This window comes from Lacrimispora xylanisolvens (assembly GCF_002934545.1).
GTDB lineage: Bacteria > Bacillota > Clostridia > Lachnospirales > Lachnospiraceae > Lacrimispora > Lacrimispora xylanisolvens.
The window spans coordinates 1-13,244 of sequence record NZ_PTJA01000012.1; the positions used below are offsets into that span (position 1 = coordinate 1).

General features: G+C 44.1%; 10 protein-coding genes. All 10 read right to left on the minus strand.

Annotated elements, in window-relative coordinates:
- Nucleotides 1–232: 232 nt before the first annotated feature.
- Nucleotides 233–1,990 (minus strand): methyl-accepting chemotaxis protein, encoded by a 1,758-nt coding sequence (locus tag BXY41_RS19470; protein ID WP_104438549.1) that lies wholly within the window; start codon nt 1,988–1,990, stop codon nt 233–235.
- A gap of 25 nt (nt 1,991–2,015) precedes the next feature.
- Nucleotides 2,016–4,070 (minus strand): methyl-accepting chemotaxis protein, encoded by a 2,055-nt coding sequence (locus tag BXY41_RS19475; protein ID WP_104438550.1) that lies wholly within the window; start codon nt 4,068–4,070, stop codon nt 2,016–2,018.
- 613 nt (nt 4,071–4,683) lie between these two features.
- Nucleotides 4,684–6,372, minus strand: coding sequence for a sulfate adenylyltransferase subunit 1 (locus BXY41_RS19480; protein ID WP_104438551.1), 1,689 nt, complete (start codon nt 6,370–6,372; stop codon nt 4,684–4,686).
- The gene (cysD, locus tag BXY41_RS19485) at nt 6,372–7,274 is read right to left on the minus strand and encodes a sulfate adenylyltransferase subunit CysD (RefSeq protein WP_104438552.1); all 903 of its coding nucleotides are present in this window, start codon (nt 7,272–7,274) and stop codon (nt 6,372–6,374) included. Before cysD ends, BXY41_RS19480 begins: the two co-directional genes overlap by 1 nt.
- Nucleotides 7,275–7,287: 13 nt before the next feature.
- Nucleotides 7,288–7,599, minus strand: a complete 312-nt coding sequence (locus BXY41_RS19490; RefSeq protein ID WP_104438553.1) for a ferredoxin family protein — start codon at nt 7,597–7,599, stop codon at nt 7,288–7,290.
- On the minus strand, nt 7,580–9,268 hold the full coding sequence (locus BXY41_RS19495) for an adenylyl-sulfate reductase subunit alpha (RefSeq protein WP_104438554.1): 1,689 nt from the start codon (nt 9,266–9,268) through the stop codon (nt 7,580–7,582). The genes BXY41_RS19490 and BXY41_RS19495 overlap by 20 nt, the downstream gene beginning before the upstream one ends.
- Nucleotides 9,269–9,303: 35 nt before the next feature.
- Complete coding sequence (locus BXY41_RS19500) at nt 9,304–10,368, minus strand: ABC transporter ATP-binding protein (RefSeq protein WP_104438555.1); 1,065 nt, start codon at nt 10,366–10,368, stop codon at nt 9,304–9,306.
- 20 nt (nt 10,369–10,388) lie between these two features.
- Complete coding sequence (locus BXY41_RS19505; RefSeq protein ID WP_104438556.1) at nt 10,389–11,225, minus strand: sulfate ABC transporter permease; 837 nt, start codon at nt 11,223–11,225, stop codon at nt 10,389–10,391.
- Between the two features lie 12 nt (nt 11,226–11,237).
- Nucleotides 11,238–12,089 (minus strand): sulfate ABC transporter permease subunit CysT, encoded by an 852-nt coding sequence (cysT, locus tag BXY41_RS19510; RefSeq protein WP_104438557.1) that lies wholly within the window; start codon nt 12,087–12,089, stop codon nt 11,238–11,240.
- A gap of 15 nt (nt 12,090–12,104) precedes the next feature.
- Nucleotides 12,105–13,136 carry a sulfate ABC transporter substrate-binding protein gene (locus BXY41_RS19515; RefSeq protein WP_104438558.1) on the minus strand — a complete coding sequence of 344 codons (1,032 nt, stop codon included), beginning with the start codon at nt 13,134–13,136 and terminating at the stop codon, nt 12,105–12,107.
- Nucleotides 13,137–13,244 lie beyond the last annotated feature (108 nt).

Here is a 13,244-nt window from a genome sequence, read left to right on the forward strand (position 1 = left end):
ATGGCGAAGTCACACCTTCGCTCTTTTGCTATGCTATTTTTTATTTCAATACTATTATACACTATTTTTGACTATTTGCGGAATTTCCTATAAAGCAAAAAAGAGGGAGATCACTCCCCCTTCTTTTTTTACATCCAGTATATTCCTTTTTTTCCAATGTGTCAAAATGGTTTTGCAATTTTCGACAAAATTTTTGATAAGATCTATCAACAAAGGAGGGCAGGCATACAGTTTAATACTTGTCGCTGCTATAATCAATCTTTGCAGAGGTTACAAAAGCAGGTTTCTCAAACCGGTTTATTACAGGTTCATCGTCACTAAGGCTGAATCTTCCAACTGCCTGATTGAGCATTTCCGCCTGTGCCGCCATCTCTTCACTGGAAGCAGAACTTTCTTCGGCAGTTGCGGCATTGGTCTGGACGACGGAGGATACCTGGGTAAGACCCTGGTTAATCTCTCCTATGGCCAGAACCTGACTGGATGAGGCCTCTGAAATCTCATGAATGGCAGAAACCGCCAAAGATGCTTTTTCGGATACTACTTTTAAAATCACAGCTGTTTCCGATGCATATTTTTCCCCATCTGTAATTCTGTTGACAGACTGTTCAATCAGTTCTGCTGTCTGTCTTGCAGCCTCGGAAGATTTGGTTGCAAGATTGCGGACTTCATCCGCCACCACTGCAAACCCCTTTCCCGCACTTCCTGCTCTGGCAGATTCAACTGCCGCATTGAGAGCAAGGATATTGGTCTGAAACGCAATATCTTCAATTACCTTCGTAATGCTGGAAATCTTATGAGAAGAAGCTCCGATCTCTTTCATCGTATCATTGAGTTTCTGCATATGGATGTTTCCTTCATTTACACCATCCCCTGCTTCCCGGACATAGACAGTGGCTTTCTCCACATTTTCGGCATTCTGTTCCGCCTGTCTGGCCACACCAGTCACAGAGGCGTTTAACTCTTCTATGGTAGCCGCCTGTTCCGTTGCTCCGGAAGCAAGCGCCTGGGCACCGGAAGATACCTGTTCGGCTCCGGTGTGAACCTGCTGGGCAGCCGTTCGGATGGTAAGCAGTGTCTGGTTTAAATCATTTTTAATCCGTTCCAGTGCAAGTCCCAGGACATCGCCTTCTGATCTTACGGGAACTTCCCGGGTAAAATCACCCCGGCTGATGTTCTCTGCTGCAGCGGTCTGGCTGCGGATGCTCTCTAACATGCGTTTAAAAGATTCTGCCAGTTTTCCTGTCTCATCCTCTGAATCGATATGACCCAGATTCACATCTGTATAACCCAGTGAAATTCTGTCTGCTGCTTCCACCACATGACCAATTGGTTCACTGATCATTCTGGAAATCCTTATTCCAAGATATATGGCTGCTGCGGCTCCCATGATTACAAAAGCAATCAGAATAAAAGAGGCAAATGCGGCAGTCCGGTCATTATTTTCACTGGTAGAACGGATTCCGTCCATACGGTTGCTGATCAGGGTATTAAAGTTATTATAAATGGTCTGGATCTGATCAGAACTCTCTGTAAGTGCGGCAGATGAGGTTTTCTGATTTCCTCCCTTTGCAGCCTCCAGGCATTTTAAGACAGCTGGATCATAAGTATCCGTAAACAGTTTCACACCCTCGTCAATAATTCCGTGAGATTCAGAATCCGCCGGATCAATGGATTTTTTGTATGCTGCTGCATGATTTAAAAATTCTTCTTTTTGTGTCTTATAATTTTGCTCCAGTTCACTTAGCTTCTGGCTGTCTCCTGTCTGGATCACCATATCTCTGGAATCAGACTTTATCTGATATAAGTTCTCGATGGCAAGAATCAAATCATTCATGGGAGCAGTTTTTACCTGATACATGTAGGTATCCATTGCGTCAATGCGCGCCATCCCCAGGAGACCCACTGCACCAACTAAAAGCATGATAACAGTAACGGTCAGGAAGCCTGTAATGAGTTTTTTTGAAATACTGTAGTTTTTAAATTTTTTCATTTGTATCCTCACATTAGTAATATTCTCAGCTAAGTTTAAATTTTCCCACTTCATCCCGAAGTGTCTGTGCCTGAGCTGCCAGTTCCTCACTGGAAGCAGAGCTTTCCTCTGCAGTTGCAGCATTGGATTGTACCACTGATGATACCTGACTGAGGGCCTGGTGCATCTGGATTGCTGCTTCCGCCTGTGATCTGGAGGAAGCTTCAATTTCTCCAATAACCTTCTCTACAAAACCAGAGCTTACCGCAACATCATTTAACGTTTCTGCAGTAATAGCCACCAGTTTTTCTCCCTTTGATACGGTTTCTGAAGAATGTACAATAATGGCTGCCGTCTGCCCGGCTGCCTGGGCTGACTTTTCAGCAAGACTGCGGACCTCATCTGCCACCACTGCAAATCCCTTTCCTGCTTCTCCTGCCCTTGCAGCTTCCACCGCTGCATTCAGCGCCAGAATATTGGTCTGGAAAGCAATGTCTTCTATTACTTTTGTAATGCTGTTTATTTTATCGGAAGAGCTGCTGATCTCCCTCATAGCTGAGCTTAACTGTTCCATAAATTCATTACTCTTTAAAAGTCCCTGTGACGATACCTGGACAGAATCCGCAGCTTTCTTTACCTGCTCTAAATTCTGCTGTGCCTGATCAGACATCGATTCAATGGATGCACTTAATTCTTCAATGGTCGCCGCCTGCTCCGCAGAACCGGAGGCCAGGGTCTGGGCCCCCTGAGATACCTGATCTGCTCCGATTCCCACCTCATCTGCACTGGTCTGTATGATCTTTAATGTCCTGTTTAAAGACTGGGAAATGGTTAAAAGGGCTTCTTTTACAGGAGCAAACTCACCTTTATAATCCTGATGAAGTTCTATCTGCATAGTTCCATCCGCCATTACCTGAAGCACCTGAGTGATTTCATGGATATATCCGATATACCTGTTTAATTGGATCACGGTGCGGTTAAGTGCAAGAGCCATCTGCCCTGTTTCATCATTGGAGCTTACATCTGCCGATATATCCAGCCTGCCGTCTGCAATCAGGTTGGCCGTTTTTGTCAGCTTTTTAAGAGGTGCAACAATCATTTTGGAAATAATCAGAATCATGACGATTACCACAAGTAATGCAACCCCAAAAACTCCGATCATCGATGCCGTAATCGTCCTGTATCCTTCATAAAACTCTTTTACCGGAAGACCTGCGGCTACGGTCCAGCCGGTATCCCCTACCTTACGTACATATCCTTCAACCTCAGACTGATTTGACGTAAAGGAAAGAAATCCTTCTATAGAAGAAGAAAGGGCGTCTTTCATGTTCTGGGAAATAGTGAGATCTGCAATCTTTTTATTTACCATGTCCTTGTCCGGATGATAGATCACCTGTCCCTCTTTTGATGTCAGTATGTAAAATCCGGTTTCTCCAAGCTGGTATGAACCAATGGTTTTCACCAGTCCATCGAGAGAAAAGTCAATTCCTACTGCTCCAATCATTTCTTTCCCATCTGCTGCAAACACAGGTGCTATAATACTCACAATCTGAGCCTTAGTCGCAAAATCCTCAAAAGGCTCCGTCATAATGGTACTTCCGGAATTTACAAGAAGCTGATACCACGGACGTTCTTTCACACGATAGGTCTGATCTGACACAAAGCCATCGGACTGTGCCAGCTGGCTGGAATCAATATCAGCAACCCAGAATGCTACTACGGATTCCTTATCCTTCTCATATGACCGGACCATCGTCTGCTTGATATCATCAAAGCCCGACGCTGATGATATGCTTGTCCCAGGCTTTAAATCCTGAAAGAACTTTTGAAATGCGATTGTGTCTGATAACTGTCCGGTTTTCTGTTTATATTGATTAAAATAGCCTTCCATCTCCACAGCCGCTGCCTGTGTTCTTGCAGTCAGTTCTTTTTCTGTCATTTCTTCCACACTGGATTTAACCAGAAACAAGATGACAGCACCTACGATGCAAAAAGATAAAATGACAGGGATTCCAACAAAAAAAAGTATTTTAGTCAGCAGGCTTTTTAAACCATATTTGTGAACCTTTTTCCCGCTTTTTTCAGAAGTATGCTCCGACATAGTTTTCTCCTTTTTTTCAACTTATTTCTGGGCGCTCAGACATTATCTAATCCGGTTTTATTTAGAAAATTACTGCTAAACCATGATTGGAATTGATGTATAAAATGCACGCCTATCATATTCGCAGTATACTTGATACTGCGTAATATCAGATAAAACCCTTTTATTATCTGTATAATTCGTGTACCGGACGCGCGGAATGACGGAATTAAAAATTATTACTATGCATAGATATAAATTTTTTTAATATATTTATTCTCTATTTGGAGCATATAATTTTTAATTAAAATGACCAATGATTTGACGGCTTAACTCAATGTTTTTAATAAAACAACCCAGTTCAGGCTTGAAATCGCTGTAATAATTTTGATAATATACATATTTCTACATAATATACTAATATTTGACAAATAATTTCGTGTGATGTATAATAAAAAAATATTATATTTTCACAAATTTTCACCACGCAGTATCAAGTATACTGCGCCATTTTTGTACAATATGTCCAATCAAACTATTAAAAAAATATGTAATTAATACTTTTATATTTAAATATAAAAATAGCCTGCAAACTGTAAATTCTAAGTTTGCAGGCTATTTTTATTACTCCATTTTAAATAATCCAGAAATTTTCGTTACATACAATCCGTCTGTACGTTTCGAATTTAGACCATTTATTATGAAAAGCGATTTTATTGTCAGCTCCCAGATCATTAAATTCACGCAGACAGTTTGACAGATCTTCTTTGGAACTGATTTTTAAGGCAAAGCCTCTTTCATCGAGAATTGGTAACCCCGAATAACTATAATCATCAAGGCTTATGATATCCTGGATTGTCTGGTTTCGCACAAGAACTGCCACGGAGTCATCCAATGATATTACATCAAAAAAGTCGGGATAATGGAAGCTGTCTCCTGAAACAGAAACGACGTCGCCCTGACGATAGGTGGTCTCTTTTGTCTTCTGTCTGGAGAGGAACGCATTTTCCAGGTTAAAATAGAATTCTTCAAAAATATATCCGCCAGCCCGTAATCCGCCTTTTTCAAAATATGGTTTTTCGTCCCCGTTTTCCACCTGCTCCACCACTCCGCAGGCCGATGTCATATGACTCACCCGGTCTATTAAAATCAGCTCTCCCAGTGTTTTATTTCTTTTAAATTCATCAACCGGAATCCGTTGGGAAAATTCAAGCAGACAGGACGCAATTTCATTTTTACTAATCTCATGGGCAGGTAAATGCTCCCCTGTATTAATATCCACCTGGTACTCAATGCGTTTGACCACTGCCGGAAGCATTCTTGTTCCCAGTTTCAGCAGATAATCGTTTCCTTCCTTAAGCGGAACTTCATCCATCCATAAGATAGAAGCTTTTACTTCTTTGCTTACAGGCAGCTGATCCTGATCCGTCAGAACGTTTCCCCGGCTCACATCCACTTCTCTGTCAAGCTGTATGGTAACTGCCTGACCAACACTCGCCTGGTCAGAGGACCGGTCTCCCACCAGGATGCTCTTTACTTTTGCAGTTTCATTTCCGGGAAGTACCGTAAGGCTTTGTCCGACCGTGACGGTTCCTGATTCCACCTGGCCCTGAAATCCACGAAATTCATGGTCAGGGCGGCAAACTCTCTGGACTGGCATATAAAAACCGCTTCCTTCATCTTCAGTAACCTCTGTCTGCTCCAGACAGGAAAGGAGGGTTTCTCCCTGATACCAGGGCATATGATCTGATTTTACCGTTACATTATCTCCTTCCGTAGCGCTGACAGGAATAATCGTCACATGTTTTAAAGACAAATCCTCAGTAAGAACCCGGATGCTCCGGCTGATCTCTTCAAATCGCTTCTGACTGTAATCTGCCAGATCCATTTTATTCACTGCAAAAATGAAATGGCGGATTCCCATAAGGGAACAGATTCTTAAGTGGCGCCTGGTCTGTACCAGAACCCCCTGCTTCGCATCCACCAGAATGATTGCCAGCTGGGCGAAAGAAGCTCCCACCGCCATGTTTCTTGTATATTCTTCGTGTCCCGGTGTATCCGCGACAATAAAACTACGTTTCTCCGTTGTAAAATACCGGTATGCCACATCAATGGTAATTCCCTGCTCCCGTTCTGCCATCAGACCGTCTAAAAGAAGGGAATAATCAATCTCACCGCCTCTGGAACCTACCTTACTGTCAAGCAGCAGCGCTTTTTCCTGATCTGCATACAGCAGCTTGGAATCATAGAGTATATGACCGATCAAAGTGGATTTTCCATCGTCCACACTTCCACAGGTAATAAATTTCAGCAATCCGTTCATCAGAAATAGCCCTCCCTTTTTCTCTTTTCCATACTGGCGGCTCCGCCGTCTTTGTCAATCACCCGGCTGGTCCGTTCTGATTCTACGGAGCTTAACGTTTCATCAATGATCTGATCAATGGTAACCGCATCGGATAGAACGCCGCCAGAAAGGGGATAACAGCCCAGCGTCCGGAAACGAACCTTTTTCAGCTGTGGAACCTCTCCGGGATAGAGCCGCATACGGTCGTCATCCACCATAATAATATCATCATCCCGATAAACCACTGGCCTTTCTGCTGCAAAATACAATGGAACAATGGGGATATTCTCCTGTTTTATGTACTGCCAGATGTCCTTTTCCGTCCAGTTGGAGATAGGAAATACCCGGATGCTCTCTCCTTTATAAATCTCTGTGTTGTAAAGCTTCCACATCTCCGGCCTCTGATTTTTTGGATCCCAGGCATGGGCAGCATTCCGGAAGGAGAAGATCCGTTCCTTTGCCCTGCTCTTTTCCTCATCCCGTCTTCCTCCCCCAAAGGCTGCTGTAAATCCATACTTATTTAATGCCTGCTTTAACGCCTGTGTTTTCATGATATCCGTATAGGATGAACCGTGGTCAAATGGATTGATCCCCCGTGCAACGCCGTCTTCATTGATATATTCCAGCAGCTCGATTCCCAGTTCCCTGGCTGTTCTGTCCCGAAATTCAATCATCTCTTTAAACTTCCAGGTGGTGTTCACATGGAGAAATGGGAAAGGCGGTTTTTCCGGATAAAAAGCCTTTAACGCCAGATGAAGCATGACGGAACTGTCCTTTCCAATGGAATAGAGCATAACCGGCTTCTCACACTGGGCGGCTACCTCTCTGATAATATATATTGCCTCTGCTTCCAATTCATCCAGATGGGTTAATCTGCTCATAATCATCTCTCCTCTAATACTTATTCGAATTCTTACCGTTGACCTCAATGATGCGAACGGTACCATCGGGTCTTGTGACTTTCCAAAGAAGGAGATCACCATGTTCTGAAACGTTCATCACAGTACCATTTCCTCCCATATCGGCTCCTAAGTAAAAATCAATGGCTCCAAACCCACATTCCTTTACACAGGAAGCGCATCCCCAGCAGTCTCTGTCATATTTTATAAATGCTTTCCCGTCTTTTTCCTTAATCAGACTCCCCGGACACACTCTGGTGCATGCCAGACAACCCACACATGCTTCTTTAGATATCCGTATGCTCATAATCGCTCTCCTTTCCTATGTCACGGAGTCTTAAAACCAGCGCTCCATCTTTCATTGTGGAGTTAACAAATTTATGATAAGCCTCATCTGACCCGGGAAAATCCAGATTTTCCTGGAAGGAGTGCCACCTGGTCTCTTTTCTGAAACCTAAATGGGCAATCACTGACCGGCATACAACCAGGCGTTCCAGCAGCTCATACACAAACATCAGCTCATGCATGTCGGAGGCATTCAAATATCTGGTCAGCTTCGTGATTTCCAGTATTTTTTCTTCCCCAAGCTTCAGCTGCTTTTCATTATACTGATAATTGACTGAAATCCCTCCTGCATACTCATCCATCACCTTCTGCATGGCTTCTTCCAGTTCCTCTGCTGTAAAAACAGCCTCTGAGCCATTTAAAATGCGTTCATACTCCCGGAAGGTTTCCTCGGCAAAGGACAAAGCTTCATAGGAAGAATCCATTTTCCGGCCTTTTTTAATAATATCAAGTGCGGCGATCTCCCCTTCCGCCAGGGCGCCAGTCACATACTTCTGGGGACAGCCGCCTGCTACGTCACCTGCTGCATACAGACCGGTTACAGTGGTTTCCCTGTTGGTATTAATCCAGTAACCGCTTGCAGTGTGCCCTCCAACGATATAAGGCTCGGTTCCGGCTATTTCCACATCCTCTTTTCCAGGGGTCCTGTCACTTTGCAGCCACCGAAGAGTCTGGCTGGGAGCCATATTTAAGTACGCTTTCAGTAAATCCTCCTCTGTTTCTTTGTCAATTCCCTCTGTGTGAAGATAGCAGGGGCCATTACCAAGCTGATTCTCCCTTACGGTTCCATAGACCCGTTCACTGGTGGTAATTCCGTATTTTTCTTCGTAAATCTCCCCTTTTGAATTGATCTGTTTTGCTCTGACTCCCTGAGCAATGGTTCCGGTAGGTGCTATGGTATCCTTGCAGCGGAGTGCAATAAACCGCATCTCAAAGGAGGTCATTTCTGCACCTGCCTTAATTCCCATGGCATAACCTGCACCTGTATTAAAAGGAGGATACCACATCTTATGGCGGGAAAAACCCGGATTATTGGGTTTATATAGCCCAGCCGCACCTCCGGTAGTCACAATAACGGCTGCTGCCCGGATCTCATAAGCGGTGGTCTCTTCCATATGAAACCCTACGGCTCCTTTTACTTCATTGTCAGTTACAAGAAGATCGGTTATATTTACGTGCTCTAAAACCGTGACATTTGGTGCCTGCAATACGGCATCGGCAAGAATAGGCTTTATATTCTCTCCATTAATCTTAATATTGCGTTTTCCTCTGGTCACATAATTACCCGTTTCATCCTTTAGGATCACAAGCCCCAGCCGTTCTAAATCGGCTGTCACTTTATTAAATCTCCTGGCTGCCGTTAACAGAAGATCCTCTCTGGCTATGCCCGCCGCATCTTTCATTGCATAGTCCACATAATCCTCAGGGGTCTGCCCGTCAGTAATATAGGCATTGATGGCATTCACCCCTGCTGCCAGACAGCCGCTCCGCCGGATCCCTGCTTTTTCGGCAACGATAACCTTTAAATCAGAATGGTTTGAAAGAGTCAGCGCCGCATAACAGCCAGCCGTCCCTCCCCCTATAATCAGGACATCCGCCGTCATAACTTCCCGTTTTAACCTTATACTCATGTTTGACTCCTCTGTAAGATCTTTATTTTCTAACGTCAGAATGTGACGATATTGGCTCCGTTTAACAGTGAATTTTCCAGCAGATACGCTTTCTTGTCATCGTAAGCATAAATACGGTAAACAATCACATGCATCTTTTCTCCAACGGAAACATGACGCCTTTCTAAGGATCTGCGGGTTGTCAGGGAAACTCCGTTTACATTCAGACGGACCTCCAGATAATTTCCGCGGAATGAAATATCTTCAATGATTCCCTCTTCCGAACATCTCATCACATCCTGAAATTTCAGATTGTCACTTTTAAATGCTTCCACAAATTCCGGCCGTATAATTGCACCTTTAAAATCACCCTTTTCAAATCCCTTCAGCTTATGATATCTATCCATTCTGGCGGACTGCCCGATAAACTCAGCTACAAAGGGAGTAGCGGGATTTTTATAGATCTGAAACGGATCTGCAATCTGTTCAATTCTCCCCTGATTGGTGACAATAATTTCATCTGCCACTTCCACCGCCTCATCCTGATCGTGAGTGACAAAGATGCTGGTAATACCTACCTTATGAATCATCTCCTTTAACCAGCTGCGAAGTTCCTGTCGTACCTTTGCATCAATCGCCGCAAATGGCTCATCAAGGAGCAATAGTCCCGGGCTTGGTGCCAATGCTCTGGCAAATGCAACCCTTTGACGCTGTCCGCCGGAAAGCTGATTGGGATAGCGTTTTTCTAACCCCTCCAGTCCTGTTAAGGAAAGCAGTTCCATCACACGCTCTTTTATCAGCTTTTTGTGAATCTTTTTCACTTCCAGACCAAAAGCGATATTTTCATAGACCGTCATATACCGAAACAGTGCATAATTTTGAAATACAAAACCGATTCCTCTGTCTGCAGCAGGGAGATCATTGACTCGTTTCTCATCGATCATGATATCACCGGTATCCGGTGTTTCAAAACCGGCAATCATACGAAGGATTGTTGTTTTCCCGCTTCCGCTGGGTCCAAGAAGGGCTGCCAGTGTTCCTTTTTTCAGTCCAAAATTCACCTCTTTGGAAGCCTTAAAATCTCCGTATGATTTCTCAATATTTCTCATTTCTATGTACATAAGACCCTCCTGACTTTACGTTAATGGTTTTCCTCATTCTTTTTTGCCTGATGCTCCGCTATGTTTCGTATGATCAGCACTGCGACTGCCATAAGAACCAGAATGGATGAAACAGCAAATGCCGAGGTAATGGACTCCGATGAATTGGAAAGATAGAGGGCATCGATTTCCAGAGGAAGGGTAAATGTCTCCCCTCTGGTTTTTGACAAGGCATGGACAGCGCCAAACTCTCCAAGTGCTCTTGCCGTACAGAGAATTACCCCATAGAGAAGGGCCCAGCGGATATGAGGAAAGGTTATTTTCCGGAATATGGTAAAGCCATCTGCTCCCATAAGTGCCGCGGCCTCTTCCTCTTCTTTTCCTACGGAAAGAAGTACGGGTATAATTTCCCTTGATACAAAAGGAAATGTGACAAATACAGTGGCGAGCACCACTCCTGGAATGGCAAATACGATCTGGATATTCGTTCCAAGAGCCTCATTCAGTCTTGCAATCAGACCGCCTGCCCAGCCCATTCTCCCAAATGTCATTAAAAAGGCAAGCCCTGCAATGACTGGAGAAATGGAAAATGGGATGTCAATGACTGCTGAAAGAATCTGTTTTCCTTTAAAAGAAAATCTGGTGATCAGCCACGCTGCCGCAATCCCGAAGATGGTATTGACCACAACCGCAATCACAGCTGCCAGAACAGTAACCCCAAGCGCTGATACTACAGTAGGGGATGCCAGTGATTGGAAGTAAAAGCCGAATCCCTCTTTTAGAGAATTAATAATAACGGAAATGAGAGGCAGAACCAACATGAAAAAAAGAAATACCCCACTGATTCCTATGAGAATCCACTTGCTTTTTATTTTCATACATGTTCCCTCCTATAAGCAGCTGGTACGCTTTGCCTGATGTACCTGAACCATATTTACTAACAGCAAAACCAGAAAGGATAAAAAAAGCATCACAAGAGCAATAGCCGTTGCTCCCGGATAATCCACATAATTGAGTTTCTGCATGATTACGTAGGAAACCACCTGTGTCTGATTTCTGGCATTGTTCCCTGATATGTAAATTACGCTGCCGTATTCCCCCACTCCTCGTGCAAATGCAAGACCAAAGCCAGTTAAAAGCGCAGGTCCAAGCTCAGGCAGAATTACCTTTCGAAAGGTATGGAACTTCCCGGCTCCAAGAATTGCTGCTGCCTCTTCATACCGTGGATCAAGTGTCTCCAGAACCGGCTGAATGGACCGGACTACAAATGGGATTCCGATAAAAATCAGGGCAATGGTCAGCCCGACCTTGGTATATGACGCTTTTATCCCAAACAGTCCAAGGAATCCGCCCATAACTCCGGTATCGGAATACAGCTTAGACAGTGTGATTCCTGCTACTGCAGTGGGGAGGGCAAAGGGAAGTTCAATAATTCCGTCCATAATCCGTTTGCCGGGAAACTCATACCGGACAAGAACCCAGGCGAGAATCAGGCCGAACACACTGTTGACAAGTGCGGCAAAAAGGGAACATAGCAGGCTGGTCTTGAACGCATTTACCACATTGGTCTTTGTGATCAGTTCTAAAAATTCACGGGGTGACAACTGGAAGGAATATACCAGGACTGAAGCAAGGGGAATGAGTATAATAACCGAAAGCATAAAAAGAGTGATCCCCATACTCAGTCCGAATCCTGGTATGACACGCTGGCTTTTTTTCGCCCGAACTAACTGTTTCGTCATGTGTGGTTCCTCCCTCTATTTATCATAAATCTCATCAAAGATTCCTCCGTCTGCGAAAAAGGTCTCATAAGCAGCATCCCAGCCGCCAAAATCATCAATGGTACAAAGATTTACATTAAGATCAAATTTTCCAGAAAATTCAGATAGAATCGTTTTATTTGAGGGTCTGTATCCATATTCTCCGATCAGTCTCTGGGCCTTATCGGAATAGAGGTATTTTAAGTATTCCTCTGAGGCTTTCTCTGCTCCGTCTTTGCGGGCGTTTTCATCCACTACCGCTACACTGGGTTCGGCAAGAATACTGATGCTGGGGGTGATTATTTCATACTGATCCGGATACTCTTTCACCGTATTGATGGCCTCATTTTCCCAGGCAATCAGCACATCACCCTGCCCATTTTCTACAAATGTGGTGGTGGCTCCTCTGGCTCCTGAATCCATGACAGAAACATTTTTATAAAGGTCTGCCACAAAGGCTTTCATCTTCTCCTCATCTCCCTGAAATGAGACCTTTGCATACTGCCATGCAGCCAGGAAATTCCAGCAGGCACCGCCGCTGCTCTTGGGATCCGGGGTAATAACCTCAACACCTGGTTTGGTTAAATCAGACCAGTCTTTTATGTTTTTTTCATTTCCCTTCCTCACAAGAAATACGATTGCTGAGGTATAAGGTGATGAATTCCCCTCAAATTCCTTAATCCAACCAGAATCGATGAGACCAGACTTTTCAATCATGGTAATATCATGAGCCAGAGCCAGAGTCACCACATCTGCTTTTGCTCCTTCAATGACGGAACGCGCCTGGCCCCCTGATCCTCCGTGAGACTGGACCACAGTTATTCCGGTTTTATAGGTGTCCCTGTAATAGTCTTCAAAGATTTTGTTGTATTCCTGATAAAACTCTCTGGTGGGATCATAAGAAACATTGGTAATTGTAATTGCTCCGTCTTTTCCGGAATCCGTCTGCTTTGCACATCCTGCCAGTATTCCTGCTGCCACTATCATCAGCACAAGGGCTGCTGCCCGCTTTTTTCCTCGTTTTCTCATTTATGAACCTCCGCATGCTCCGTGTGTTATCTGGAAGTTTAATCCCCATTTACATATTTGTAAAGTATGTTATTGTTTTTTCTTTATCTATATGGTAGAATTTCCTTA